Below are 25,302 nucleotides of genomic sequence, written 5' to 3' on the forward strand. Positions count from 1 at the left end.
GATGCAATTACGAGCAACTATGGAAGACAAAGGTTAACCTGATGAGGAAATCCCCATTTCAGGGGTCAGGAAGTTGGTTGTTTTTCCTTACCCTGATTGCTGTATTGATGGCCTGGAACTGGCGGCTGGTGTTGGCAACTAGTTTAGGGATTACGATGATGGTGGTTCTCTATCGGATGCAATCCTGGGACTGGCAACGGCAATGGGCCCACCTGCGACGCTGGGTGACGGGGCCTAATCGTCAGTTGGCCTTGGCTGTTACGGGGGGTAGTGGTGTAACGTTGGCTACTTATATGGCGATTTCGGTCTGGATAGAGGCGGAAAATGGTTGGATAGCAGCAAGCCAGATTCTAGAAGGATTGGGGATTTTGGCAATTTTAGGCCTGCTCGTGGGGCGATCGCTGTTTTCTCAGTATCAACAGCAAGAATTGGAACTCGATCGAGTATTGATGGACTTGACGCACCCAGAACCCCTGCTGCGCTTGTTAGCGGTGCGTCGGGTGAATCGCTTGCTCTATACTCGCTATGGACAAAAGGAATCGGGGATGATTTTTGATGCACTCAGGTTGATGCTCAGTCGCGAACAAGAACCGGTGGTGCGGGATGCTCTGTTGGAGAGTTTGAAGCGGATGCAATCTCCTTTATCCATGGATGCATCAGCTCATCGTCCCCTGTCGATTCCCCTGAATCTAGAGTCTAAATCCTCCACTGCACAACCTCCCTTAAAATATCCCCAGTCTCCCCAACTGCGTCGTCGTCAGTCTTTGTAAGCAGGGTGTTTTCCGCAAGCGGACATGAAAATGGGTTAAACTAGCGGGCAAGATGCGCGCACTCTCTCAATCGATTGATATTACTGGAGTGGGAGCATCTTGCTCCCTACATTGTTATCTTGCTCCCTACATTTTTATAAGGAATAATACGAGCTACAGGTAAACCGCGATCGGTGAGGATAACTTCAGAGCAAAGCGCTATATCAAGGGAGCGTAAAGCGCTATAATCCCCTAAGACTTTTGAGTTCGGTGTAGGCTTGCTGGAAGTCGTTGCTGGTAATATACAGTTCGCTCAGGGGTTGGTTGAGGGTACGGAAACGGCGAACGGCTTGTAAGGCGGCTTGGTTACTGAGAAGGGCCAGATCTGCGCCGCTCCATCCCAGGGTGAGTTGGGAATAGTGGGAGAGGTCAACACCGGACAGGGGCCGGTCTTGGTTGTGGACTTGGAGGATAGCGAGGCGACTGGGGGTGTCGGGGAGGTCGATTTTCAGTTGCAGATCGAGACGGCCGGAACGCAGGAGCGCGGGATCGATCGCCTCTGGACGATTGGTCGCGGCAATCAAGATCAGGTTTTTGGTTGCTGATAAGCCGTCAATTTCCGTCAGCAGTTGACCCACCACGCGATCGCCGACTCCCGAATCGCCACTATACTGGCCTCTAGCGGGCGCTAAGGTATCGATTTCATCAATGAAAATAACACAAGGAGAGGCTTGTCTAGCTTTAGCAAAGAGTTCGCGCACCGCTTGTTCTGAGGCTCCCACCCAACGACTGAGCAGCTCTGGCCCGGAAATGGCGATAAAGTTGGCTTGCGCTTGGGAAGCGATCGCCTTGGCTAACAGGGTTTTACCCGTTCCCGGTTCTCCCATCAGTAAGATGCCTTTGGGCGCTTTAGCTTGCGTTTTTTGATACAATTCGGGATAGAGGAGTTGCCCCTCGACAGACTCTTGCAACAGGCGTTTAATTTCTTCTAAGCCGCCAATCTCCTCCCAAGCCACTTGGGGAGATTCCACTTCCACCGATCGCAAAACCGCCGGTTTAATGGCGCTTAAGGCTTGGTCAAAATCATCCCCATTGATGGTTAAGGGGGCAGTGGGTTGGGTATTTAGGGTGGGCACTTGGCGACGCAGAGCCTGATGAGCCGCTTTTTGACACAGGGCCTTTAAGTCTGCACCGACAAATCCGACAGCGCGGGCGGCGATCGCCTCCAAATCCACAGTAGACTCTAAGGGCATCCCTTGGCTGAGAATCTCCAGAATCTTTACCCGTTCCTCGGTTCGGGGCACTCGAAACACAATTTCGCGATCGAATCTTCCCGGCCGTCGCAAGGCCGGATCGAGGCGGTTCGGCAGATTGGTTGCCGCTAAAATAACCACAGAATCACTGACAGCAAAGCCATCCATCAACCCCAATAATTGACCAACTACCCGCTTTTCCACTTCTCCTTCCACTTGAGAGCGATCGGGCGCTAAACTATCAATTTCATCAATAAAAATCAGGCAAGGTGAACGACGCGCCGCCTTCTCAAATAACTCCCTTAATCTCCCCTCCGATTCCCCATAATATTTACCCATAATTTCCGGCCCCGTAATGGCGATATAATTCACCCCTAATTCAGCAGCCAGACAGCGAGCAGTAAGGGTTTTTCCCGTACCAGGGGGCCCCACTAACAACACGCCTCGCGTCGGTTCTAGCCCCAATTGCGCCAGTAATTCAGGACGTTTAAGGGGCAGTTCCACCAGTTCCCGCAATTCCTGTTTCACCTCTTCTAAACCACCAATTTGGTTTAAGGATAAGTTGCCAGAATTGGAAGGCGTTGAGTCCCCCTCACCTGCCGATGGTGGCGGCGTAACAATCACCTCTGGGGATGCTTGACTAGGGCGACCTTTAGGAATACTTCCCCCCTGGGGAATATTGCTCAAGGATCGAAATTGAATATCAGTTTTCACTTCCCCTTTTTCCGCTTTTTCTTCTATCCGTTTAGCCAGTTCTAATAAATCTTCAAATCCTTTAAATAAATCATTCATAGTAATGGAGATTGGGTGCAATTCTTGAGTTAGGCATCTGGCATTCTATCGTGCCATGGACTAGGCAAAAAATTTTAGAGCATTAACCAACCCAGAATTTCCGAGACACTCAACTGTAGCTCAATACCCTCTAAAATCGGGAGTTGTGCATCAGTTGTAAATAAATCAATCCGTTGATGTTCTCGAATCACCCAAATACTTTCTTCTGCGGGATTAATTAACCATCCCAAAGCTGTGCCCGCTTGGGAACAATGCAAGAGTTTATCTAAAACTTGAGAGTGACTTTGATCCGGCGATAAAATTTCAATTACCCAATCGGGATGAAGTTCAAAACGATTGGCAATTTTTCCAGTATCCGTTCGGGGGATTCTGTCCCAACGAAAAACGGCAATATCCGGAACCAGGGAACGCCCCCCAAAGGTACAGCGCAGTTCGGGGAAGGCACAAGCAATTTTAGCAGTCTCGGCAACTGTATTGATCGCCACACAGAGTTTGTATTGTAAGCGACTATGTTCACCTTGGGGCATGGGCTTTTCCACAATAGTTCCATTAATATATTCTAGAGCGGGTTTGCTTTCTGGATGCTCTAGAAATTCTGCTAAGGTTAGAGATCGAGTCAGGGTTTGAGTCATTGGAGATGAGTATGAATCGGCCTTCTATTGTAGCAAGTTAACGGAGAAAATGAAGATAGATCGTTCATCATCAATTATGAATAGGGGTTAATGCCGTCTCATTTTTATTGATTTTACTCGCAGGCGGCGATAGTCGGCAAACCAGGTAGAGTCGTGATAAAGATGGGGACGCAAAGTCGTTTCAATCTGGTTTAAGATTGAGTCTCGTTCATCCAGGGGAACGGGGGACAGTAAGTGCGAGGCAAACATTTTAATCCAATTGCGTAAACCCTCTTCCCCTTCTAATGCAGTTGGGCGATCGCACAGTTGGGCAAATCTCACCTCTAAGCCATTATTTTCTAGCAAGGTGGCATATTCGGCAATACTAGGAAAATACCAAACTGTTTTGGGGACATCATACCCTCTAGTCGCCAGGGTTTCTTCAACGGTGGTGACGATCGTTTTCACATTGCCTTTGCCGCCCAATTCAGCAACCAAACGTCCACCGGGTTTAAGGGCATTTGCTATGCCTTGAACGACGGCTTGTGCATCGGTCATCCAATGGAGCGCTGCATTGGAAAAAATAGCATCAAAAGCATCAGTTTCTGATAACTTTTCCCCATTTTTTAGCTTAAACTGAATCTGGGGATAATTCTCCTGAGCTTGGGCAATCATCGACTCGGAACGATCGCAGCCGATAACCGTGGCTCCAGACTCGGCAATTTTAGCGGTTAAATGACCAGTTCCACACCCGAGATCGAGGATCGATTCTCCCGGTTTTGGCGCAAGTCGGGTTACTAAGTCCGTTGCCAGTTGGGAAACATAGTGATGTTTACTCTCGTACAGTTCGCTATTCCAAGTTTGAGTCATAAACCTATTGCCGTGACACAGCTAAAAATGTGCATTAGCGTAGGGTGGGTTAGGCGGCTAAAACCTAGACTCTGAAAGCAATCTATCAATCCGCCGTAACCCACCATTTTAGGGTTGTCACAGCACTATAGCGCTTTAGGCTAGGTAATGGGTCATCATGGAGGAGAATATAATCGCGGTGGGGGCAGGTTTTGGCAATTGATTATTATTCCCCTAAATTAGGATAAACCTGCCCCTACTGGGTTAGAGGATTAATAGGGCCATTTCCAGTTAACGATCTCATCCTTATCGATGCCTTGCTCGCGGGCATATTGGAGATGTTCGATAATGGCGTTTTTCATCCGTTCTTTGACATAGGCTGCCGCAGAGCCGAGTTTGGGCACGCGGTCAATCACATCAATCACCAAATTAAACCGATCCACTTGGTTGTTAATGGCTAATTCTAGGGGGGTATTGATGTTGCCTTTTTCCTTGTAGCCGCGAACGTGAATCCGGTCTTGGTTGGCGCGGCGATAAACGAGTTTATGAATTAACCAGGGATAGCCATGGAAGTTGAACATGATGGGTTTATCGACCGTGAAGAGGCTGTTAAAATCGCGATCGCTTAAACCATGGGGATGCTCTCCTTCCGACATCAGCTTAAACAAATCAACCACATTAATAAACCGTACTTTCAAATACGGGAATTCGTCGCGCAAAATAGCCGTAGCAGCTAAGGATTCCATAGTGGGAATATCGCCACAGCAAGCCATAATTACATCCGGCATATCCAGGTCTTTACCGCAATCATCATTACTAGCCCATTCCCAAATGCCGATGCCCTTGGTGCAATGTTTGACCGCCTCATCCATGTTCAGATATTGCAGGTGCATCTGCTTATCAGAGATGATCACGTTCACATAGTCCGTGCTGCGTAAACAGTGGTCACCCACCGAGAGTAGGCAGTTAGCATCAGGCGGGAAGTAGACGCGAACCACATCCGGACTCTTGTTCGTTACCAGGTCTACAAAGCCGGGGTCTTGGTGGCTAAACCCATTGTGGTCTTGTCGCCACACTAGGGAGGAGAGGAGGATATTTAAGGAAGATACGGGGGCCCGCCAGGGGACTTCGTTTTTACAGATATCTAACCATTTGGCATGTTGGTTAAACATGGAGTCTACCACATGGGCAAAGGCTTCGTAGGTGTGGAAGAGTCCATGGCGACCGGTTAAAAGATAACCTTCGAGCCAGCCTTGCAGGGTATGTTCGCTGAGGATTTCCATAACCCGACCATCCGGGGAGAGTTGGCTACCGTCTAGGTCTTCTTCCAAAAATTCGGCCATCCAGGTTTTTTTGCTCACTTCATAGACGGGATGGAGCCGGTTAGAGGCGGTTTCATCGGGGCCAAAGAGACGGAAACTCGTGGGGTTTTCCCGCATGACTTCCCGCAGGAGGTAACCTAAATATTTGGTGTTTTCTACTTCCACAGTGCCGGGTTTGGGAATTTCCACGGCAAAGTTGCGGAAGTCGGGCATTTTCAGGTCTTTGCGAAGGATACCCCCGTTGGCGTTAGGGTTGGCGCTCATGCGGCGATCGCCTTTTGGAGCCAGGGCTTTTAATTCTGGGATCAGTGTACCCTTTTCGTCAAACAGTTCCTCCGGTTTATATTCCTTCATCCACTCTTCCAACAAGCGCACATGCTCCGGGTTGCTGTGCATTCCCCCCATGGGCACTTGGTGCGCTCGCCAAAAGCCTTCCACTTTGTGACCATCCACAATTTTTGGCCCCGTCCAACCCTTGGGAGTCCGCAGAATAATCATCGGCCAGCGCGGGCGTTTAGCTTCTCCCGTGCGACGAGCTTCTTCTTGGATGGCGCGAATTTGGTTGATACACGCTTCCATCGTGCCCGCCATCTTTTGGTGCATGAGCGCTGGGTCGTCCCCTTCCACCACGTAGGGGGTGTAACCATAGCCGATAAATAGGCTTTCGAGTTCCTCCGAGGTGATCCGAGAGAGGACTGTGGGGTTGGCAATTTTATATCCGTTCAGGTTGAGAATGGGCAGTACAGCCCCATCCCGGACGGGGTTTAGGAATTTGTTGGAATGCCAAGCGGTGGCAAGGGGGCCGGTTTCTGCTTCTCCGTCCCCAACTACCACAGCAGAGATCAGGTCGGGGTTATCGTAGACGGTTCCGTAGGCGTGGGCAAGACTATAACCGAGTTCTCCTCCTTCATGGATGGAACCGGGGGTTTCTGGGGTGCAGTGGCTACCGATGTGACCGGGGAAGGAAAATTGCTTGAAGAATTTTTGCATCCCTTCTTCGTCTTCGCTTTTGTCGGGATAGACTTCGGAGTAGGTTCCTTCTAGGTAGACGGGGCCCAGGACTCCGGGAGCGCCATGGCCGGGGCCGGCTAGGTAAATGGCGTTAAGATCGTATTTGTTAATCAGTCGGTTGAGGTGAATATAGCTGAAACTCAGGGCTGGAGAGGCTCCCCAGTGACCGAGGAGACGGTATTTGATATGTTCGGCTCTCAGAGATTCTTTGAGTAAGGGGTTCTCCCTGAGATAAATCATACCCACAGCTAGATAGTTACAGGCTCGCCAGTAGCCATGGATTTTGTCGAGTTCATCGGGGGATAGGGGCGTTTCGTTGATATTGAGTTTTTCAGGTACGGTTACCATATATGCTCCCTATATAAAAGGACAAAGAGATTGAGTTGAGTCAGAGGAGATTCTCTCCCACTCCTGGCCTATTAAACTCGCCCAAGGGTGGGATTGTCAAAACAGCCCAGGGAAGATTTCTTAAGCTTTTCTTTTGATTGATCGCCCGGATGAAAATCTTAAAAGGAATTTAATGTCATATTAATATTAAATTCTTGAAGAGTTTGCTAGAGTTAAACAGAGGTATGACCAATGACTGGTTCAATTCTGAACGTGGATAATGAGTGAAATTGGATAGTTCATCAGCAATGGAAAACATGAAGGCTAATTCAGGGGGAAGAAGTGCCTATGGATATCAGAGGAAAAAAGAGATCGATACAACAGCCCTTTGGGGACAACTGGCTGAGTTAGAGGTTTGGGGGATAGCTCGAAGAAGCTTTTGCTCGTCAATTCCTGGAAATTGCCCCCAACTCATTCTCAATGTTTATTAATGGTTAAGGTTTAAAAATCATGGCCAATTCTTTATATATTAGCACCACAGAAGTTGCCAGTGGAAAAGCTCTGGTTTCATTAGGGGTAATTGAATGCTTATCCCGGAAGACCAGTAATATTGGATTTTTCCGCCCGATCATCCGCAAACCTGAATCCGGGGCGATCGATGATGATATTCAACTGATTCTCACCCATTTTAATCTGAAACAATCCCCAGAGGATTCTTTTGGTTTATATCTGCATGAAGCGACTGAACTTCTCAGCCATCACCATTTAGATGATCTGCTGGATCGGATTATCGATCGCTACAAAGAATTAGAGAAAAAAGTGGATTTTGTGGTCTGTGAAGGGTCGGATTTTAAGGGACAAGAAGCGGCATTTGAATTCGATCTGAATGTAGAAATTGTCAAAAATTTGGGCTGTCCGGTGTTAATTGTGGGGAAAGCGAGCGATCGCACCTCAGAAGAAGCAATCAATTCCGTACAACTGCCCCTAGATGTGTATCGGGAAAAGGAATGCGATGTGGTTGGGGTGATTCTGAATTTAGCCCAACTGGATCAAGTGGATACCCTCAAAGCCAGTTTAGTCAAAGAATTGGATCTGCCAGAGAGCTTGGTTTCTGTGATTCCCTACGATCACCGGCTCAGTAGTCCCCGAATGCGGGATGTAGTGGAACAACTCGATGCCCAAGTCTTATATGGACACAAACGGCTGAATAACCTGGCTACCAACTACGTGGTGGCTGCCATGCAAGTACAACATGCCATCGAGCGGTTCAAAGAAGGGAATTTAGCCGTGACTCCGGGCGATCGCGCGGATGTGATCCTGGGGGTTGTCCAAGCCGATCAATCGGTGAATTATCCCAATTTAGCCGGTTTAGTCCTCTCCTGTGGCATCAAACCCCACCGAGCGATCGCCAAACTGCTCGATGGTTTACCCGATGCACCGCCCATTCTTTCGGTAGAAACCGATACTTATACCACGGCCTCCGCCATTCATGACTTGCATGTTCCCCTCACCTGCGGCGATCGCAAAAAGATTAATCTCGGTATTGAAACCTTCGATCGCTACGTCAACCTACAAGAACTCGAAGAGCGCATCCAAGGGGTACAAACCAAGGGCATGACCCCAAAAATGTTTACCTACAACTTGGTACAACAGGCCAAAGCCCAAAAACGCCATATTGTGCTTCCCGAAGGGAACGATCCCCGCATCTTAAATGCCACCGCCGTCCTCTTATCCCAAGGATTAGTCAATATCACCCTTCTCGGTAGCCTATCGAGCATTGAACAAACCCTGAAAAAACATAATATCCGCCTAGATTTAAGCCAAGTCCAAATTATTAACCCCGCCATTAGTACCAATTTCGATCGCTACGCCGAAACCCTCTATGAATGCCGCAAGCATAAAAACCTCAGCTTCGACATGGCCAAAGACTTAATCATGGATGTGTCCTACTTTGGCACACTCATGGTCTACAGTGGAGATGCCGATGGTATGGTTTCTGGAGCCGTCCACACCACCCAACATACCATCCGCCCCGCCCTGCAAATTATTAAAACCCAACCGGACTGTTCGATTGTTTCCTCAGTCTTTCTCATGTGTTTAGAAGACCGGGTATTAGTTTATGGCGATTGCGCCGTCAATCCCAATCCCACCGCCGAACAATTAGCAGAAATCGCCCTATCTTCTGCCGACACTGCCAAACGATTTGGCATTGAACCCAGAGTTGCCCTCCTCTCCTATTCTTCCGGGGAATCGGGCAAAGGGGAAGAGGTGGAAAAAGTGAGAAAAGCCACCCATTTAGCCCAAGAAAAACGACCAGACTTGAAAATTGAAGGGCCGATCCAATATGATGCAGCCGTCGATCCAGAGGTGGGCGCTCAAAAAATGCCCAATTCTGAAGTTGCCGGACAAGCGAGTGTGTTAGTGTTCCCGGATTTAAATACGGGGAACAACACCTATAAAGCCGTACAACGGGAAACGGGCGCGATCGCCATTGGCCCCATTTTGCAAGGCTTGCGGAAACCCGTTAATGACCTCAGTCGCGGATGCACGGTTACCGATATCATCAATACAGTCACCATTACCGCCATCCAAACCCAAACCATTTGTCCCCTGAATCACCCAAACCCAAGCCAATGAAAATCCTGGTCTTAAACGCGGGTTCGAGTTCCCAAAAAAGCTGTTTATACGAGATTACCGGCGATGCTCTCCCAGCCCATCCCCCCCATCCCCTCTGGGAAGCCACCATCGACTGGACAGTAGCCACCGACTACGGGGTGATGAAAGTCAAAGCCAATGGCATTAAGCAGGAAACCAACTTAGCCAGCGATGCTAAGGAAGGGGCGATCGGTCAACTTCTGCAAACCCTAGTCAGTGGCGAAACCCAAGTTCTAGAGAGCCTCTCGGAGATTAATGCTGTCGGTCATCGGGTGGTGCATGGGGGAACCCAATATTCCGAAGCCACTCCCATTACCCCAGAAGTCAAGGCCACCATCGAGAAATTAATCCCCCTTGCACCGTCCCACAATCGGGCCAATTTGCAGGGCATAGAAGCCGTGGAGAAGGTCTTACCCGACCTGCCCCAGGTGGCGGTATTTGACACTGCTTTTCACAGCCAGATGCCCCGAGAAGCGGCGGTATACCCCATTCCCTATGAATACTTTGAGCAGGGCGTGCGGCGCTATGGATTCCATGGAACCAGTCACCGCTATTGCGCCCTACGCACGGCGGAGTTAATGGGAAAACCTTTAGAGTCCCTGAAGATGATTACTTGTCATTTGGGCAATGGCTGTTCCTTGGCTGCCGTTAAAGATGGCATTAGTATCAATACCACCATGGGATTTACGCCTCTAGAGGGCTTAATGATGGGAACCCGGAGCGGTTCCATCGATCCGGCAATTATCTTCTATTTGATGCGCGATCGCGGCTTTGATGTTAATAGTATCGACCGAATGCTGAATAAGGAATCAGGCTTTAAGGGGGTTTCCGGACTGTCTGCGGATCTGCGGACGATTCTGCAAGGGATAAATGACAAGAATGAGCGGGCCAAATTGGCCTTCGATCTCTATATCCATCGTCTGCGCAGTGCCATAGGTGAAATGTTAGCCAGTTTAGGCGGCTTGGATGCGCTGGTGTTTACTGCTGGAGTGGGCGAAAATTCAGTGGCGGTGCGTCAAAGAGCCTGTGAAGGGTTCGAGTTTTTAGGCTTAACATTAGACCTGGAGAAAAACGCCGCTTCTGTTATGGATACCGATATCGCCACCCCAGAGTCTGCCGTGCGCGTTTATGTGATTCATACGGAAGAAGATTGGGCGATCGCCTCTCAAACCTGGCAATGTTTACATTTGTAAGTAGGGGCGGGTTTAGCAACCCTCTTGTTTTCCCACCCAGATGTTTGTAAACCCGCCCCCTACGAGCCAGATAAGGTTTTAGGAGTGCGGGCATCTTGCCCGCTTTAGGAGGCATCTTGCCCGCTTGTCAGCACCCCGCTCTAAAGAGACGGAGCTTCGGGCCTCCTCTTTAGGTAGCTGACCCGGCTAAGTGCTTCGCGCACTACGTTATCGGCAAGCGTTAAAGTTCTTACCTTGGAATGCTTCGCCAGTTCCAAGCTCTAAAACCAGATAGTTAAACAGTTGTACGAGGGGTAGAACAGTGCTATTTGGAAAATACCGACCGATAACATTGCCAAGGCGAACCTTACCCTAGAAATAGGAGTTTAACTTCTATGCGTACAGCTTAAAAGCACGAGTCCACAATTGCCTGGACGAAAGATGAAAGCAATACATCACCGTCGTTAATAGGGCCAAGGCGGTAGAAGATTGGGGAGGGTTTTTCCCTCCCACCTTTTCTGCTTCACGGCGGTTAAAACCGCCTGAGTCGAATTTCCTCCGCGAACTAAAGTTACGCGGTTTCCATTCTCCCATCTTTTTTTCGTGAACCCATTTTCATGTCCGCTTGCGGAAACCAGACTTGATATTAGTAGCTTGCCAGTCCATTAGAGTGCGGAAAGATAGTCACCGGACACATAGCCACCACCGGCCAGTTTTGCCCAACCACTATGGTCAAAGTATTCCACAAAAACCGCTTGTCCATAGCCGAGTCCACCAATGACGGGAAACGATGTCCCCATACCTGAACGGACATTTAAGCCACTTCCTGCAACCACCATGTGGCTACCCCCACCCATATTGGGGTCACCACCACCGGCTTCCAGAGACGCAAAGGTTCGAGACCCAGCCAGTCCATCTACAGCTAGGCCCATATCATACTGATAATCTACGACTGCGTTATAGGTAATGTCGCCATAGTAACCCGTAGAGCGCACATCATAAGGGAAGTAACCGGCACTTTTGAGCAAGTCTTGCAGATAAACCACATCATTACCTGTAGACCCGTAACTCAGGTAAGCCATCGCATTTTCTGCCGCACTGACAATCGACAGAGCAACACCTAACGCTAAGACACCTACAGCACTTTTGGCTAGAGATAAATTGAGCGGTTTAAAAGACCGTAATTGTGGAGCGGGATTGGGATCTTCATAAGCCAGCGAAGCATGGGTAAATGCAAGTGATTCCATCATAGGTTTTAAGTCATGAATAACTGGTTACTGCCAGGATAGAGGATGATCCGGAGTTTGAGCAACTCATCGTTACGAAGAATTCACGAAAATTAATTTATTGTTGTGTTCGTGACATGCAACTGTACGAGAGCCAACTAATCTCGTAAGACCCAGGTATCTTTACTGCCACCTCCTTGAGAAGAATTAACGACTAGAGACCCTCGCTTCAGGGCAACCCTGGTTAAGCCTCCGGGCATCACCGAAATGTCTTCACCATAGAGGATATAGGGGCGCAAATCCACGTGACAGCCTTCAATACTACCATTTAACAGCGTAGGAACCCTAGATAAACACAGGGTCGGTTGGGCAATATATTTACGAGGATTAGCCTTAATCCGTTGGGCAAACTCTTCCTGTTGGGCGGAGGTAGAATTGGGGCCAACCAACATACCATACCCTCCCGACTCATCGGCGGCTTTAACCACTAAGTCTGGTAAATGGTTTAATACATAATCTTGTTGTTTGGGTTCCCAACAGAGATAAGTGGGGACATTGGCTAAAATTGGCTCTTCGCCCAAATAATAGCGAATCATCTGGGGAACATAGGCATAGATCACCTTATCATCGGCCACTCCAGTTCCCAGAGCATTGGCTAAAGCCACTCGTCCGGACTGATAGACCTCCATCAAACCGGGAATCCCTAACAATGAGTCGGGATTAAAGACCGTCGGATCGATAAAGTTATCGTCAATGCGACGATAGACCACATCTACCCGTTGCAGTCCTTTTGTGGTTCGCATTTGTAAATAGCCATCCGTAACCACTAAATCCCGGCCTTCGACTAACTCAACGCCCATTTGCTGGGCTAAAAACGAATGCTCAAAATAAGCGGAATTATAGACTCCTGGCGTTAAAACCACTACGGTTGGATCGAGAACATGGCTAGGGGCTAAGTTAAGTAAGGTATCGAGTAAGCGGCTGGGATATCGATCGACCGGTTCAATATCCATTAAGCTAAAGACTTGGGGAAAGGTACTTTTCATTACCCGCCGATTTTCCAGCACATAGGAAACGCCGGAAGGACAGCGCAAATTGTCTTCTAAAACATACCATTTGCCGTCTTTGTCGCGCACTAAGTCGGTTCCGGTAATATGACACCAAACGTCTTTGGGGGGTTTAAGTCCCATACAGGGTTTGAGGAAACCGGTGGCTGAGTGAATTAATTCTTCGGGAATGACCTTATCTTTGACAATCTTTTGCTGGTCATAAATATCCCCAATAAATAAATTTAGGGCTTGAATCCGTTGCTTGAGTCCCTTTTCTAGGGTTTTCCATTCCTGAGATAAAACGACTCGGGGAATCAGATCGAAGGGCAAAATCCTCTCCGTTCCTTCTTCTGCGCCGTAGACATTAAAGGTTACCCCCACCTTAAAGAGTCCAATTTGGGCGGCTTGTTGGCGTTGGTGCAGGTGTTCGCGGGAGAGATGGTTAAAGAGGTCAATTAGGGGTTTACATTCGGGGCGAGGATTACCATCGGCTCCGAAGAGTTCATCGTAGAAGTCCCCTGGATTGTAAGAATCAAAGTTCACACTAATGGATACCATAGGAGTGGGCTGAACAGTTTATGATATAGGGAAGAGAGAGACTAAATTGCTGTAACTAAGACTACGATTTTACAAAACTTTGAGTAAAGCTACACTTGCACTCGATCGCAGAGAATGTAAAAATTTGAGGGCCATGCTCTCTGGAGTCTTGGGTTTAGCAATGTTTCAGTGGTGAGAGGGGGACGAATTTTGTTGAGGACAAATAAAGGAGGAATGGGGGTAGCGGCGATCGCGCGAGCGATGGGTCGCATTATCGCCAAATCTCTGGGAAACCGTCAATGGGTGCTGCAAGCGAACTTACTTAAAAGCTTGGTTCACCGGGATTTAGCGGCTCGTTATCAGGGTTCGGTGCTGGGAAATTTGTGGCCGTTGCTCAATCAACTCTCCCAGTTGCTGATTTACACCTATGTGTTTTCCATTGTGCTGAAGGTGAAGCTCAATCTCCAGGGCATGGCGGCCAATAATCTCACGTTTGGGTTATGGTTATTTGCTGGGTTGCTCCCCTGGACTGCATTTATGACCGGTTTGCTTCAGTCCTCCAATGCAGTGATTAGTCAACCCAATTTAGTCAAAAAAGTAGTGTTTCCCCTGGGGTTATTGCCCCTTGTGCCGGTTTTGAGTGCCTTTATTGAAAGCTCTATGGGGTTAATTGCCCTGATTGTATTGACCGGGTTTATCACGCAGACGCTGCATCCGACGCTGTTATTATTGCCCTTGGCTTGGCTACCACAATTATTGCTCACGGCAGGTTTGGGCTATTTAGTCTCCGCGTTAACGGTATTTTTGCGCGATATTCCCCAAAGTTTAGCGGTGATTACCAATTTGTGGTTTTACATGACTCCGATTGTCTATCCGGTGAGTATTATCCCGGAACCGTGGCGACAGTTGGTGTTTTGGCTCAATCCTTTGGCGGCAATTTCGGAAACCTACCGGGATTTGATTTTGGTGGGGCAGATGCAACATTGGGGAGAATGGATGAGTGCTTTGGGCGTTTCTCTGGTACTGTTGTCAGGGGGTTTGTGGGTCTATCGACGACTGCGCCCTGCGTTTGCTGATGTGATCTAGGGGAGTGTTTATGGCTATTCCTGGGAGAGTGTCGGGTTGGTTGACGATCGCACTGAACTAAAGATATTGTGTTTCCATGAGTGAAATGGCGATTTCACTAAAAGGTGTTTCTAAGTCGTTTAAGCGATATGCCCATCCGGGCGATCGCCTCAAGGAGCTATTGCTACCCGGAAAAATTAGAGGGCAAGAGTTTTGGGCGCTACAGGATATTGATTTAGAAATTCCTCAAGGGCAAACCCTGGGAATTGTTGGGCGTAATGGTTCGGGGAAAAGTACCCTACTGCAAATTATTGCCGCTACCCTGACTCCAACCACAGGTGAGGTAGAGGTGAATGGACGGTTATCGGCGCTTTTGGAACTGGGAAGCGGATTTAATCCAGAGTTTACCGGGCGGCAGAATGTCTTTTTTAATGGTCAGTTGTTGGGCTTAACCAAGGACGAAATTCAGACTAAGTTCGATTCGATTGTCTCGTTTGCTGATATCGGTGAATTTATTGAGCAACCGGTAAAAACCTATTCTAGCGGGATGTTCGTGCGCTTGGCGTTTGCCGTGGCTACGAGTGTGGAGCCGGATATTTTGGTGGTGGATGAAGCCCTATCGGTTGGGGATGAGGCGTTTCAGCGCAAGTGTTTTGCTCGAATTCAGGAAATTAGCGATCGCGGCGGAACCGTGTTATTTGTGTCTCATGCCGCTTCGTCGGTTGTTGAATTGTGCGATCGGGCTATCCTCATGGATAAAGGCGAAATTCTCCTCAGCAATAAACCCAAATTCGTCGTCTCCAAATATCAAGAACTCATCTACGCTCCCTCAGACAAAAGCCACATCCTACGCGAACAACTGAAAAAATCCCATCAACAGCAAACCCTTCCCACCCCAGAAAAATCAGAAACAAACGGTCAATCTTCCACCCCACAAGACTCCAATAACGCCCCATCCATACCCACATTAGGAGACTACTACGATCCCCATCTTAACCCCGAACATACCCTTTCCTATACCACCAGAGGAGCAGAAATCCTTGACCCTCATATTGAAACCCTATCCGGTAGACTCGTCAACCACCTGATTCGCAGACAACCCTACATTTACACCTTCAAAGTCCACTTTTCCAAACTGGCTCAAAACGTGCGCTTTGGCATGTTAATTAAAACCATCAGTGGCTTAGAATTAGGAGGCGCATCCATCAGCCCCTCATTCCATAAAATCTCTCACTTTGAACCCAATCAAGTGATTACCGTTCAATTTTCCTTTGAATGCTTCCTTCATCCCGGAGTTTATTTCCTCAATGCCGGAGTTTCCGGAATAGTAGATGAAGAATTTATATATCTTGCCCGTTGTATTGATGCGGCTATGTTTCGGGTTAATCCAGACGAAGCCGTTTGCGGTAATGGCACAGTCGATTTTAAAATCGATCCCAAGTTAACGTTTGAAAGCACATGGACAGAACATCCAGCCCATCAACTGGAAGTTATTGATGATAATAGCTAATTTTTTAAGTCCCTACAACTATAAGATCCCCCCAACCCCCCTTTTTAAGGGGGATTTAGGGGGATCGAAATGTGTCTAATAGCAGGGAAAATACTTTTATAGTTCACCCTAATCAACCCTAGAACTATGAACCGAATAATCGATCCCTCATCCCGATTAGATTTCATGAGATCCGTAGGAATTTCCATGATCTTACTGTACAATCTCCCCGATTATTGCTTCCAATCTTATCACTTCGATATTTGCGGAAAAACCCTGGATTTATCAGCCTTACACCACCTCAGCCTTCAATGTAGCTTAGGGCTATTAGTCTTTCTTTCCGGAACCCTAATTAACCGACATAACTTAACCTTTCCCGATCTGCCAACAGCCGGGAAATTTTTATTCAAAAAGCTGTTGAAACTCTTTCCCCTCTACTATCTCTCCCTTGCCCTATTTTGTTATCTCTATAGTATGTTGGATTGGGGGCAAATCCTGATCCATGTTTTGGGCTTACAACTCATCTTTGCCTCTAACAGCTATCCCCCCTTGCCCACTTTATGGTATGTGGGATTAATTTTAGTCTATTACAGCCTCTTCTCCCTGCTCAATATCGAGCGAATTCCAGCCCTTCACAAAGCGCTGATTTTGGGTGTTTTATTCTTAACTCTTTTCTTCAGTGCTACTTATCTGAACATTACCGATCTGCGCCTAATTTACTATAGTTTCCCCTTTTTAGGGGGGATTTTTGCAGCTAAAAACAATTGGTTTGAACATCGCCTGTGGCGAAAAGCCTTATCCCTAAACACGGGGGTATTTTGGGCAATCTTACCCCTATGCTGGGTATGGGAAAATAAATATCATCTACCCATTGAACACAACACGATTTTACTCAATCTGTTGATGTTCTCCTTTGTGCTATTGATTTATCGCCTTTCTGATGTGGTTTGTCAACATTCCCAATTGAACCCCTTTTTCCATGCCATCGCCTATTGTGCCTATGGGATGTTCCTTTTTCACCGTCCGATCTGGTTTGCCCTAGAGCAGATGATGCGATCGCTCTTACTCATTGACAATATCTATACCATCACTGCGGGCTTAGTCTTCCTCGGTATTCCCCTGATCGTCGGAGTATCTTACGTGCTACTAACGCTCTATGACCGCTACGGTATCACTGCTTTGTATCATCCTAGACACTTAATCCGTCAGTAAAGGAATTAAATACTCTAAGATTAATAACCGCAGATAGTTTGCCAAAAGTAACAATTTTTTCTATGCCAGTGCGATCGGGACGGACAATCAGATATTCATTTGCTTTCCGGTAGACAGCCGATAGATCTTCACGATATCCTGTTGTGGGAACTCTGACGGCTCCCTAAATCCATGAAATTACAAGAACTAATTGATTCAATTGAACAATTGTCCATTGAAGATCAAGATTATTTATTCGACTTAATCCACAAGCGAAGAATTGAACAGCGACGCTTAGAAATTGCTGTTAATGCTGAAACGCTGAAGCAAGAATTTCAGCAAGGAACTGCTAAACGAGGAACAGTGGACGATCTGATTGCTGATTTACTTGAGGATGATGATGGAGATTGTCTGGAGCAATAGCTTTAAGAGAGCATTTAAGAAATTGGCCAAGAAACAACCTCAATTACAAGCTAAGGCGATCGAGGTATTAAAAATTCTCGCGATCGATCCCTTTACTCCTTCATTAAAATCTCATAAGTTAACGGGGAGCTTAAACGGATTATGGTCGTGTTCTGTTGCTTATGATTGCCGGATTATTTTTTCTTTTTTTGATGAAGAAGATACAGATGAGGAAGTAATTCTTCTAATTGATATTGGCAGTCATGACGAGGTTTATTAATGTTGATTCGTAGGTTGGGTTGAACGAAGTGAAACCCAACGCATTCATGTCAGCTATACCTAATATCCCTCTTCTGTCACTTTCCGGTTTCTTCTATTATTAGAAATTTCTGGAGCCAAGGTATCATGGGTGATGTAGAGTTGGGCGATCGCATTTTGGCTGATTTCACTCTCTCAGGAACTCCTACTCGGAGAAAATGGCGCGATCGCCTGCCTTGTCTAGACTCTACGATTCCGAAAAGCTTTAGCTTTTCGGAGAGTGACAGAAGAGGGATATAGCAGGCCTAAATGAGTTGTGCAATGGGAAATGCCCTCTCCCTAAATCCCTCTCCCACTCCGAGAGGGACTCTCCCCCTTCTCCCTTCGACTTCGCTCAGGGCAGCGCCTGTGGGAGAAGGGGGTAGGGGGATGAGGGGCCACCGTTACATAACTCATTTAGGCTTGCTATATAGGCAATGAGCATAGGATGCAATCGTCGGTTGTAGTGTAAATTGGGCGACTTTTTCATGGGTATGTTTCTCAATAATTCCTCGCTTGAGTAAAGAGTGTATCGCTTGCAAGAATTCAGCATCAGACAAGGCTAACTCTGTGGGTTTGTGGAAAATATCCGGGGTTTCGTGACTGGCTAACCACTGGACTACCGTCATTTCTGAGGGAGATAAGCGTTGATAATAGTCTTGCAGGATGGGTTCTAGGTCGCCCAGGAAGGGGTTAGGATAGGAGAGGAAGCGATCGCAGCTACCGTTAAAGAACTCCTGGATCGTAGAGGCAACAATATTGAGCCAAGAAGGATTACCTCCGTAACGTTGAATCAATTCTTCCCATCGCTCCTCATCCCTGAGTTGGTGGTTGCTCAAGATTTCCCGTGCTGCTGCGCCTAAACTTCCCAGTTGCAAGCTGAGACAATGACTGTTTTCGCGCTCTAAGGTGGCGATTTCTGTGGGTTTTTCCCAGGAGAGGAGGAGGAAGCAACTGCCGTGGTGCGATCGCCCCATTTCTCTTAACAGCTTACCATAACTTTCCTGTCCCGGTAAATACGTCCCAGCCAACTCACCCGGAGCGAACAGTTCTTGGAAGTCATCGAGAATAATCAGGGAACGAGAAGAGCGCAAATAGTTGATGAGCTTTGCCGATTTCTGGCTTTCATCTTTGCCCATCAATTCTATCATATCAGTTTCCAGAGATTGGCGCTCTAGGCTATTCGTGCAGTTGCGCCAGATCGCATAGTCAAATCGATCTTTAACTGCTTCTACCAATGCTCTCGCAAGAGTCGTTTTACCGATGCGAGGTAAGCCCCAAATTGTGACAATCTTTATTTTTTCATCCAATACCCACTGTTTCAGAGTCGTTAGTTCACTTCTGCGATTATTTAGAGGATAGTATTCTGGCGCTTCTGCGAGATCGTGGCGCTGTTGTTGATTGATAGAGGGAGAATGTGAGCGTTCTTTTGTCAGTTCTCCAGAGGGCCAATTCTTTTCACAGATATTAATGTGATTTTGATTAAAACTTTTCTCAAAATTATTGATTCTAGAATGAGCAATAGAATAGCATTCCAATGTTGCGCGAAAATTTTTCTTATTAACCTTTTCCCCTAACTCTTCCGAAATCAACTTCCATAAACTTCCCGCCACTATTTTCACATTCGCTTCGCCACAGTGATAATCTTCCGCAATCTCCTTATATTTCTGATGCTTCCAAACCCCAGCTAACACCGCTCGTTGCAGACTACTTAAGCTTGTGCCTGTTTGAGCCAACATCAACTCATCGGCCCATGCCAGGATTGCTTCCACATCCATTAGTTATACCGATACCACTCCGTCGCTATCCTATCACTTTTTTAACCTATTACAACTTTTTTCACCAAATTTCAACTTTTTTGCTTTACAAATCATTAAAATGTTGTTCAAAGTTATAGACCAAATTTGTCTTTTTGTCAGTAGGCCAATCAAAACCAGTAACCTATACTGTAAAGAATGATTCTATAATTCAAGGGAGTCTGCAACTGCAACTCGTAGTCTTCAACAACAGCAGGAGCTAAATGAGCCATGAGTGAAAGCCTTGCCATTAATACGTCAATGACCTATGAAGCCAAGTTGGTCGGTAAAAAGGGCGATGATGATTTTCCCTGTAACGGAAAAATATCGAAAATCGAATTAAACAAAACTGTCAGTGCAATTTCCATAACTAAACTCGATCCTGGTGTGGGTCGCGGAGACGCTAAATATACTCAGAAAAATTCATCGACTGTCGGAGTTCACTACTGGCTCGACCTAGGCACAAAGTTGACTTATAACTTAAAAGTCTGGGTCAGCGATTAGTAACGAAACATTGACTGGGCAAGGGAGATCGCGTTTTCTCTTGCCAAAAGTAACCAGATAGATCGGATAGATATAAATAGGAGGCTGACATGGATTTTGAAGGGTTTGAGATTCATAAGATTTTCTCAGAACTTATTAAGGCAAAGAATCGAGGATTTACGTTTCTTTTAGTGGGTAGAACAGGAGTAGGAAAGTCTAGTATTGATTTACGGAAAGTAGATTGTTTGTGGTTTGTTACTCCTCTTCATGAAACAAGAGTACGTTCTGATGAAAAACGAGCGATTCGGCTTATTAGTGAATCATTCGGGTCTGGGATTTGGGGTTTATCTATTATTGTATTTACATTTGCAGGTTTTGTTGAACGCAATGATTTCCCAGAAAAGCTCAGAAAAAGAACTGAGTTAATTCGAGCAGAAATTGCTCAGTATATTCGAGAAGAAGTGGCTGAACTAATTCCTTCAGTAGCAGTTGATAATAAGAGCAAAACCACTCCTGATGGTGAATTCTGGTTAGGAGAATTGTATACAACAGTGTTTAAACGGATGAAGATGGATGCAATGTTGCCTTACCTGATGGTTACTATCGAGCGATTCAAACCTACTCCACGCAAATCTCCTGGAGGCACGATTCATGCTATGGGAGTCGATTCTGGGAAACCCGCTCAAAACACTAATGTAAATAATGAATCTGTTGAAAGTCCTCCCACAGGGTCAGATATTCCTCTGAACTCAAAGCAGGAACAAGCTATTGGAGATCGAATTGCAACAGCATTGAATATAGTAGGGACAGGAGCTGAGGTTCTATCTAAAGTAATAGATGCTGTAAAGAAAGCTGCCCCTTACGTGAAGGAGTTCGGAAGTCAAGTTGTTAATGTTGGCACAAAAATTATTTCTTTTGTGAGTAGATTGCGGGGGGGATAAATAAAGATCGTGCGCTCTGCTATGATTATAAGGAAAGTCATAAATTAACCCTCTAATGTCTCAGCTAATGACCTTTGAAGAAATGAAGCAGCATTATCAAGGGGAATGGTTACTGATTGCCTATAAAGACCTGGATGACCAGATGGAAGTCATAGAAGGGGAAGTGTTGGCTCGTTCTCCTAACCAGTCTGACATCTATGAAATGTTGGCTTCTATTCCTGAGCAACCCCTAGCTATTGAATATGTCGGGCAAATTCCTGAAGATGTGGCCTTTATTTTATGAGTTCTAGTAGAATCTTAAGTCAGCTTTGTTACAATAACTGGTAAAGCCGTTGATTGGGAGCGTGAACATGACTCAATTACTCGAAGAGGCGTTCCCGAAGGTATCGCGCAGCGAATCGCCCAGATAGTATAGTAGAATCTGAAATATGGATGTATATTTCGTACTCAATGGTATTACCTTTGTTTGGAACCAGGAAAAAGCAGCACTGAATCCTAGAAAGCATGATGGTATTACTTTTGAGCAAGCGGCTGAAGTGTTTTTTGATCCATTTCTAGTTGTCATTGATGCCAGCCGTAATGATGAAACAAGAGATGCTGTCATTGGGTTAGATACTCGATGGAATCTATTATTTGTCGTTCATATCGAACGTGAGGATAATACAATTCGGATGATTTCAGCACGTAAAGCGACTCGTCAGGAGCGAGAAATATATGAAAATTGAGCAATTAAAAAAACGGTTAGACAAAAATCGTCCCATGACTAGCGTAACCCTGAATATTCCTGAAGATGTGATAGAAGACTTAACGCGAATCGCGCCATTATTGGGATTTTCTGATTATCAATCCCTGATGCGTGCTTATATCGGACAGGGATTACGTCAAGACTTAGAGCGCTTCGAGAATGACATTCATGATGAAATGGATGACGATCTGCGACCTGAGTATGATTTGTCCCAGTTGACTGGAGGAGTTAAAGGCAAGTATGTAGATTGATCGCAAGTGTGGGAAAGTTATACCTGAATCAAGGTGGGTGTAAGGTGTCTTCTTAACTCAGGCATGACTGGATTAGGTTCTTACCCATTCCGATGCCTCTTCCTAGCGCATCACGCTATACAATATACGGTTAGCGTCCATAGAAGAGTAGAGGGGAGTGTTAACTACCGTGAGTATGATTGATAGTCAACGTCTTGAGGAAGGAAGGAGCGATCGCATCTTAGCATCGTTTCTAGAAGCCATGCTTCCCTCCTGGGACTCCTTCAACAGCACCATCTCAGACAACGACGAGATGTTCCTCATGGCTCTAGAGAATACCAACGGCGATCGCACCCAAGCCGCTATCCGCTATCATGGCAATGGACTCCGTATCTTCCAAGCCATCCAACAAATTATTACCCATCACTTCGGCAGTTGGGACAACCTCTCCACCTTCCTCGACTTTGCCGGAGGATATGGACGCTTTACCCGCTTTCTCAATCAAGTTCTCGCGGCTGAAAAGATTTGGATCTCCGATATCTATCCAGAAGCGGTACAATTTCAAATCGAACAATTCCAGGTTCAGGGTGTGCTATCTACTCTCACCCCCACGGAATACAAAATCAACCAAAGCTTTGAGTGTATTCTCGCCAGCTCCTTCTTCAGCCACATCCCCGAAAGTACCTTTATTCCTTGGCTGAAAACCCTCTACCAGCATCTCAATGAGGGAGGATTACTGATTTTTAGCACCCATGATGTTACCCTAGCGCCTAATCCCTTTTCCCTCTCAGCTTCGGGTTTTCACTTCATCCCCGAAAGCGAAAGTCGCACCCTAGATGCCTCCGTATACGGCACAACATATGTCAGCGAAGAGTTTATCCAACATGCCCTCTATCAAATTTTAGGCCCCAGTGCCACCTATCATCGCATCCCCAAAGGACTCGCTGACCATCAAGACCTGTATATTATTAGTAAAAATAGTAGCCCGGAGTGGTCAAATTTTACGTTTACCTATCCCCCCCAAGGGAGTCTGGAGAGTACGGCATTGAATTCTTCTGGAGATTGGGAATTTAAGGGGAAAGTCTGGAGTCTAAATTCTGTAGGGGCAGGTTTATCGACATCTGATGTGCAAAATCAATCGATTGCTAAACCTGCCCCGACACCTGCTAAATCGATTGAGTTGTGGGTGAATGATAGGATGATTCATCGCTGTGTTCCCCGTGGGGAAGGTTCTTGGGTGTGTCATCTGAACCATACTCAGGTGCAGCGCGACGATGTGGTGATGATTAAAGCGATAGGGGAAACAGGAAATTTAGAACGGATGCTAGTTTGTCAAACTTTGGAACAACTCGCAAGTTTAGAGTCGGGGCATTCATCGGGTAAAGGGTTGGCTGAGGGTATCTTTATTTTAGGAGGGATGCATCGCTCTGGAACTTCGCTTACTGCGTCGTTGCTGAATAATTTGGGGGTTCATTTGGGCGATCGCCTCGTCGCCACTACAATAGGTAACGATCGCGGTCATTTTGAAGATCTAGACTTCGTAGAATTCCACCAAAATGTCCTCCGTTCCCAAGGTCTAGAAATCGACGGCCTCACCCTAGAATCGGAAATGATCCTTGCATCACGCTACTATCAAAGTGCCAAACTGCTGCTTAAAGAGAAAACTAAACGCGCTCTGTGGGGATGGAAAGATCCCCGTACTACCCTATTTCTCAAGTTTTGGGCAGAATTACTCCCCTCAGCCTATTTGATTTTGGTCTATCGCTCTCCCTGGGAAGTGGTAGACTCCCTCTATCGTCGCGGTTCCGATGAAGTGGTGGCTGCTTACCCTGAAAAGGCGGTAGAGTTATGGTTGCACTACAACCGGCAGATGCTCGAATTCGCCCGAACCTATCCAGAACGGTGCTTCCTAGCGAATCTAGATGCTATTGTTGCCCATCCGACAGCCTGGATACAAGCCATTGAGGAAAAATGGCAGCTCTCTTTAGGAGCGCCCGATACCTCAGTGATTGAACCAGAATTGCTCCGACGGGATGTTTCCCAAACCTATAAACCCGCGCTCATTCAGGCCTTTTTCCCAGAAGCGATTAAGCTCTATAAAGAGTTGGAAACCCTAGCGGGTTCTTGGGGAAGTACGGACTCGATAATGCCTGCGGATCTCGATTTAGAGGCAGAATTGGCGAAAATTCAATCTTTAAGTCCCCAAGATTGGGCGTTTCGCAGTTGGCAGGATGTGGGGAGTGCCTCCAAGTATCAGAAACTGCTGAAAATTAAACAGAAAGAACTGGAGCAACAAGCCGAAGAGTTGCGACGGATGCGATCGCAGTATGAAGAATCAGAATACCACAAATCCCTGATTCAGAAGAAAATGCAGGAGCATAAGGCACTCTCAGCTCAGAGTCAGGCTCAAGCCGAACAGTACAAACATATGGCCTATCAACTGCGATCGCAACTCGAACAAGCCAATTATCATCTGGAACAAACTCAACAAGAGCTGAATCAATCCCACGCAGAAGCGGTTAACATCAACCAACAATTGATTAACACGAATGCTGAACTCGAACAAACCCATAAGCTCTCAGCCGACATTCAAGCTCAATTGAACGCCCAACTCCAAGATCTCAATAGTCAACTGCATCACCGTAACCTGGAATTAGCCGCGATTAAAGCGAATAAGGCTTGGCGCTTGCGGATGAAATGGGTACAACTGAAGAAAAATCTCGGATTGATTAAGGAGTAATTTAGTATTTTAGATTTTAGGAGTGCGTAGGGTAGCGTGTCTAAACAAGTAATGCGAGCATCTTGCTCGCTGCCTTCTTCTAGCGAGTAAGATGCTCGCACTACCGAGTAAGATGCTCGCACTAGCGAGTAAGATGCTCGCACTAGCGAGTAAGATGCTCGCACTACCGAGCAAGATGCTCGCACTAGCGAGCAAGATGCTCGCACTAGCGAGCAAGATGCTCGCACTTTACAGCGTTTTTCGATGTTATGAGGTACAGTAATCGAAATGTTCCTTGAGAGTGTTGTCCCATGAAAAGCCTGAAGAATGGGCACGCATAGCGTAAAAAATGGTTTTCCCTTCTGCCCATTACCCATTACCCATTACCCAT

Annotated in this window: 23 protein-coding genes; 16 read left to right on the forward strand and 7 right to left on the reverse strand. The window is 46.7% G+C overall.

Going from position 1 to position 25,302, the window contains the following annotated elements:
• Nucleotides 1–41: 41 nt before the first annotated feature.
• Nucleotides 42–770 (forward strand): P-loop NTPase family protein, encoded by a 729-nt coding sequence (locus PJF56_RS08770; protein ID WP_283762282.1) that lies wholly within the window; start codon nucleotides 42–44, stop codon nucleotides 768–770.
• 221 nt (nucleotides 771–991) lie between these two features.
• Here the strand turns inward: PJF56_RS08770 and PJF56_RS08775 are convergent, their stop codons facing one another.
• The 4 genes from PJF56_RS08775 to PJF56_RS08790 all read right to left on the reverse strand — a co-directional run bounded on the left by PJF56_RS08775 (nucleotide 992) and on the right by PJF56_RS08790 (nucleotide 6,935).
• Entirely contained in the window at nucleotides 992–2,794 is a 1,803-nt protein-coding gene (locus PJF56_RS08775) for an AAA family ATPase (RefSeq protein WP_283762283.1), read from the reverse strand.
• A 74-nt stretch (nucleotides 2,795–2,868) separates the two neighbouring features.
• Complete coding sequence (locus PJF56_RS08780) at nucleotides 2,869–3,426, reverse strand: Uma2 family endonuclease (protein WP_283762284.1); 558 nt, start codon at nucleotides 3,424–3,426, stop codon at nucleotides 2,869–2,871.
• A gap of 87 nt (nucleotides 3,427–3,513) precedes the next feature.
• Nucleotides 3,514–4,275: a class I SAM-dependent methyltransferase gene (locus PJF56_RS08785; RefSeq protein WP_283762285.1), complete on the reverse strand. Its 762-nt coding sequence runs from the start codon at nucleotides 4,273–4,275 to the stop codon at nucleotides 3,514–3,516.
• Nucleotides 4,276–4,526: 251 nt separating this feature from the next.
• The gene (locus PJF56_RS08790; protein WP_283762286.1) at nucleotides 4,527–6,935 is read right to left on the reverse strand and encodes a phosphoketolase family protein; all 2,409 of its coding nucleotides are present in this window, start codon (nucleotides 6,933–6,935) and stop codon (nucleotides 4,527–4,529) included.
• A 287-nt stretch (nucleotides 6,936–7,222) separates the two neighbouring features.
• Here PJF56_RS08790 and PJF56_RS08795 point away from each other — a divergent pair, with 287 nt between their 5' ends.
• Genes PJF56_RS08795 through PJF56_RS08805 form a run of 3 tightly spaced genes read left to right on the forward strand, consistent with a single transcriptional unit; the run spans nucleotide 7,223 to nucleotide 10,762 of the window.
• Nucleotides 7,223–7,405 (forward strand): hypothetical protein, encoded by a 183-nt coding sequence (locus PJF56_RS08795; protein WP_283762287.1) that lies wholly within the window; start codon nucleotides 7,223–7,225, stop codon nucleotides 7,403–7,405.
• 19 nt (nucleotides 7,406–7,424) lie between these two features.
• Nucleotides 7,425–9,551, forward strand: coding sequence for a phosphate acetyltransferase (pta, locus tag PJF56_RS08800; RefSeq protein ID WP_283762288.1), 2,127 nt, complete (start codon nucleotides 7,425–7,427; stop codon nucleotides 9,549–9,551).
• On the forward strand, nucleotides 9,548–10,762 hold the full coding sequence (locus tag PJF56_RS08805) for an acetate kinase (protein WP_283762289.1): 1,215 nt from the start codon (nucleotides 9,548–9,550) through the stop codon (nucleotides 10,760–10,762). Before pta ends, PJF56_RS08805 begins: the two co-directional genes overlap by 4 nt.
• Before the next feature lie 644 nt (nucleotides 10,763–11,406).
• Here the strand turns inward: PJF56_RS08805 and PJF56_RS08810 are convergent.
• Both PJF56_RS08810 and PJF56_RS08815 read right to left on the reverse strand, forming a co-directional pair.
• Nucleotides 11,407–11,991 carry a peptidoglycan-binding protein gene (locus tag PJF56_RS08810; protein WP_283762290.1) on the reverse strand — a complete coding sequence of 195 codons (585 nt, stop codon included), beginning with the start codon at nucleotides 11,989–11,991 and terminating at the stop codon, nucleotides 11,407–11,409.
• A gap of 134 nt (nucleotides 11,992–12,125) precedes the next feature.
• Complete coding sequence (locus PJF56_RS08815) at nucleotides 12,126–13,574, reverse strand: circularly permuted type 2 ATP-grasp protein (protein WP_283762291.1); 1,449 nt, start codon at nucleotides 13,572–13,574, stop codon at nucleotides 12,126–12,128.
• A 240-nt stretch (nucleotides 13,575–13,814) separates the two neighbouring features.
• Here PJF56_RS08815 and PJF56_RS08820 point away from each other — a divergent pair, with 240 nt between their 5' ends.
• The 6 genes from PJF56_RS08820 to PJF56_RS08845 all read left to right on the forward strand — a co-directional run bounded on the left by PJF56_RS08820 (nucleotide 13,815) and on the right by PJF56_RS08845 (nucleotide 18,258).
• Entirely contained in the window at nucleotides 13,815–14,639 is an 825-nt protein-coding gene (locus PJF56_RS08820; RefSeq protein ID WP_347179500.1) for an ABC transporter permease, read from the forward strand.
• Nucleotides 14,640–14,715: 76 nt separating this feature from the next.
• Entirely contained in the window at nucleotides 14,716–16,128 is a 1,413-nt protein-coding gene (locus PJF56_RS08825) for an ABC transporter ATP-binding protein (RefSeq protein ID WP_347179497.1), read from the forward strand.
• Between the two features lie 165 nt (nucleotides 16,129–16,293).
• The gene (locus PJF56_RS08830; RefSeq protein ID WP_347179501.1) at nucleotides 16,294–17,319 is read left to right on the forward strand and encodes an acyltransferase family protein; all 1,026 of its coding nucleotides are present in this window, start codon (nucleotides 16,294–16,296) and stop codon (nucleotides 17,317–17,319) included.
• Between the two features lie 171 nt (nucleotides 17,320–17,490).
• On the forward strand, nucleotides 17,491–17,721 hold the full coding sequence (locus PJF56_RS08835; protein ID WP_283762295.1) for a hypothetical protein: 231 nt from the start codon (nucleotides 17,491–17,493) through the stop codon (nucleotides 17,719–17,721).
• A complete protein-coding gene (locus tag PJF56_RS08840; RefSeq protein ID WP_283762296.1) occupies nucleotides 17,699–17,980 on the forward strand; it encodes a type II toxin-antitoxin system RelE/ParE family toxin in 282 nt (93 codons plus the stop codon). The genes PJF56_RS08835 and PJF56_RS08840 overlap by 23 nt, the downstream gene beginning before the upstream one ends.
• Before the next feature lie 125 nt (nucleotides 17,981–18,105).
• Nucleotides 18,106–18,258 (forward strand): hypothetical protein, encoded by a 153-nt coding sequence (locus PJF56_RS08845; RefSeq protein WP_283762297.1) that lies wholly within the window; start codon nucleotides 18,106–18,108, stop codon nucleotides 18,256–18,258.
• A gap of 152 nt (nucleotides 18,259–18,410) precedes the next feature.
• On the opposite strand, the gene PJF56_RS08850 is transcribed toward PJF56_RS08845, so the two are convergent.
• Nucleotides 18,411–19,775, reverse strand: a complete 1,365-nt coding sequence (locus PJF56_RS08850; protein WP_283762298.1) for a helix-turn-helix domain-containing protein — start codon at nucleotides 19,773–19,775, stop codon at nucleotides 18,411–18,413.
• Between the two features lie 249 nt (nucleotides 19,776–20,024).
• On the opposite strand from PJF56_RS08850, the gene PJF56_RS08855 reads away from it, so the two are divergent.
• The 6 genes from PJF56_RS08855 (at nucleotide 20,025) to PJF56_RS08880 (ending at nucleotide 24,932) form a co-directional block, all read left to right on the forward strand.
• Nucleotides 20,025–20,297, forward strand: a complete 273-nt coding sequence (locus tag PJF56_RS08855) for a hypothetical protein (RefSeq protein ID WP_283762299.1) — start codon at nucleotides 20,025–20,027, stop codon at nucleotides 20,295–20,297.
• A gap of 89 nt (nucleotides 20,298–20,386) precedes the next feature.
• Entirely contained in the window at nucleotides 20,387–21,217 is an 831-nt protein-coding gene (locus tag PJF56_RS08860) for a P-loop NTPase family protein (protein ID WP_283762300.1), read from the forward strand.
• 55 nt (nucleotides 21,218–21,272) lie between these two features.
• The gene (locus tag PJF56_RS08865; protein WP_283762301.1) at nucleotides 21,273–21,500 is read left to right on the forward strand and encodes a hypothetical protein; all 228 of its coding nucleotides are present in this window, start codon (nucleotides 21,273–21,275) and stop codon (nucleotides 21,498–21,500) included.
• 145 nt (nucleotides 21,501–21,645) lie between these two features.
• Nucleotides 21,646–21,942, forward strand: a complete 297-nt coding sequence (locus PJF56_RS08870) for a BrnT family toxin (RefSeq protein WP_283762302.1) — start codon at nucleotides 21,646–21,648, stop codon at nucleotides 21,940–21,942.
• A complete protein-coding gene (locus tag PJF56_RS08875; protein ID WP_283762303.1) occupies nucleotides 21,932–22,213 on the forward strand; it encodes a hypothetical protein in 282 nt (93 codons plus the stop codon). The genes PJF56_RS08870 and PJF56_RS08875 overlap by 11 nt, the downstream gene beginning before the upstream one ends.
• A gap of 175 nt (nucleotides 22,214–22,388) precedes the next feature.
• The gene (locus tag PJF56_RS08880) at nucleotides 22,389–24,932 is read left to right on the forward strand and encodes a methyltransferase domain-containing protein (RefSeq protein WP_283762305.1); all 2,544 of its coding nucleotides are present in this window, start codon (nucleotides 22,389–22,391) and stop codon (nucleotides 24,930–24,932) included.
• Nucleotides 24,933–25,302 lie beyond the last annotated feature (370 nt).

Source organism: Roseofilum halophilum BLCC-M91, assembly GCF_030068445.1.
GTDB classification, from domain to species: Bacteria; Cyanobacteriota; Cyanobacteriia; order Cyanobacteriales; family Desertifilaceae; genus Roseofilum; species Roseofilum halophilum.

What these genes read in the sequence shown, in the direction of transcription:
- PJF56_RS08770 (WP_283762282.1), top strand. Translation starts at nt 42, where the DNA reads ATGAGGAAATCCCCATTTCAGGGGTCAGGAAGTTGGTTGTTTTTCCTT.
- PJF56_RS08775 (WP_283762283.1), bottom strand. Translation starts at nt 2,794, where the DNA reads ATGAATGATTTATTTAAAGGATTTGAAGATTTATTAGAACTGGCTAAA.
- PJF56_RS08780 (WP_283762284.1), bottom strand. Translation starts at nt 3,426, where the DNA reads ATGACTCAAACCCTGACTCGATCTCTAACCTTAGCAGAATTTCTAGAG.
- PJF56_RS08785 (WP_283762285.1), bottom strand. Translation starts at nt 4,275, where the DNA reads ATGACTCAAACTTGGAATAGCGAACTGTACGAGAGTAAACATCACTAT.
- PJF56_RS08790 (WP_283762286.1), bottom strand. Translation starts at nt 6,935, where the DNA reads ATGGTAACCGTACCTGAAAAACTCAATATCAACGAAACGCCCCTATCC.
- PJF56_RS08795 (WP_283762287.1), top strand. Translation starts at nt 7,223, where the DNA reads ATGGAAAACATGAAGGCTAATTCAGGGGGAAGAAGTGCCTATGGATAT.
- pta (WP_283762288.1), top strand. Translation starts at nt 7,425, where the DNA reads ATGGCCAATTCTTTATATATTAGCACCACAGAAGTTGCCAGTGGAAAA.
- PJF56_RS08805 (WP_283762289.1), top strand. Translation starts at nt 9,548, where the DNA reads ATGAAAATCCTGGTCTTAAACGCGGGTTCGAGTTCCCAAAAAAGCTGT.
- PJF56_RS08810 (WP_283762290.1), bottom strand. Translation starts at nt 11,991, where the DNA reads ATGATGGAATCACTTGCATTTACCCATGCTTCGCTGGCTTATGAAGAT.
- PJF56_RS08815 (WP_283762291.1), bottom strand. Translation starts at nt 13,574, where the DNA reads ATGGTATCCATTAGTGTGAACTTTGATTCTTACAATCCAGGGGACTTC.
- PJF56_RS08820 (WP_347179500.1), top strand. Translation starts at nt 13,815, where the DNA reads ATGGGTCGCATTATCGCCAAATCTCTGGGAAACCGTCAATGGGTGCTG.
- PJF56_RS08825 (WP_347179497.1), top strand. Translation starts at nt 14,716, where the DNA reads ATGAGTGAAATGGCGATTTCACTAAAAGGTGTTTCTAAGTCGTTTAAG.
- PJF56_RS08830 (WP_347179501.1), top strand. Translation starts at nt 16,294, where the DNA reads ATGAGATCCGTAGGAATTTCCATGATCTTACTGTACAATCTCCCCGAT.
- PJF56_RS08835 (WP_283762295.1), top strand. Translation starts at nt 17,491, where the DNA reads ATGAAATTACAAGAACTAATTGATTCAATTGAACAATTGTCCATTGAA.
- PJF56_RS08840 (WP_283762296.1), top strand. Translation starts at nt 17,699, where the DNA reads ATGGAGATTGTCTGGAGCAATAGCTTTAAGAGAGCATTTAAGAAATTG.
- PJF56_RS08845 (WP_283762297.1), top strand. Translation starts at nt 18,106, where the DNA reads ATGGGTGATGTAGAGTTGGGCGATCGCATTTTGGCTGATTTCACTCTC.
- PJF56_RS08850 (WP_283762298.1), bottom strand. Translation starts at nt 19,775, where the DNA reads ATGGATGTGGAAGCAATCCTGGCATGGGCCGATGAGTTGATGTTGGCT.
- PJF56_RS08855 (WP_283762299.1), top strand. Translation starts at nt 20,025, where the DNA reads ATGAGTGAAAGCCTTGCCATTAATACGTCAATGACCTATGAAGCCAAG.
- PJF56_RS08860 (WP_283762300.1), top strand. Translation starts at nt 20,387, where the DNA reads ATGGATTTTGAAGGGTTTGAGATTCATAAGATTTTCTCAGAACTTATT.
- PJF56_RS08865 (WP_283762301.1), top strand. Translation starts at nt 21,273, where the DNA reads ATGTCTCAGCTAATGACCTTTGAAGAAATGAAGCAGCATTATCAAGGG.
- PJF56_RS08870 (WP_283762302.1), top strand. Translation starts at nt 21,646, where the DNA reads ATGGATGTATATTTCGTACTCAATGGTATTACCTTTGTTTGGAACCAG.
- PJF56_RS08875 (WP_283762303.1), top strand. Translation starts at nt 21,932, where the DNA reads ATGAAAATTGAGCAATTAAAAAAACGGTTAGACAAAAATCGTCCCATG.
- PJF56_RS08880 (WP_283762305.1), top strand. Translation starts at nt 22,389, where the DNA reads ATGATTGATAGTCAACGTCTTGAGGAAGGAAGGAGCGATCGCATCTTA.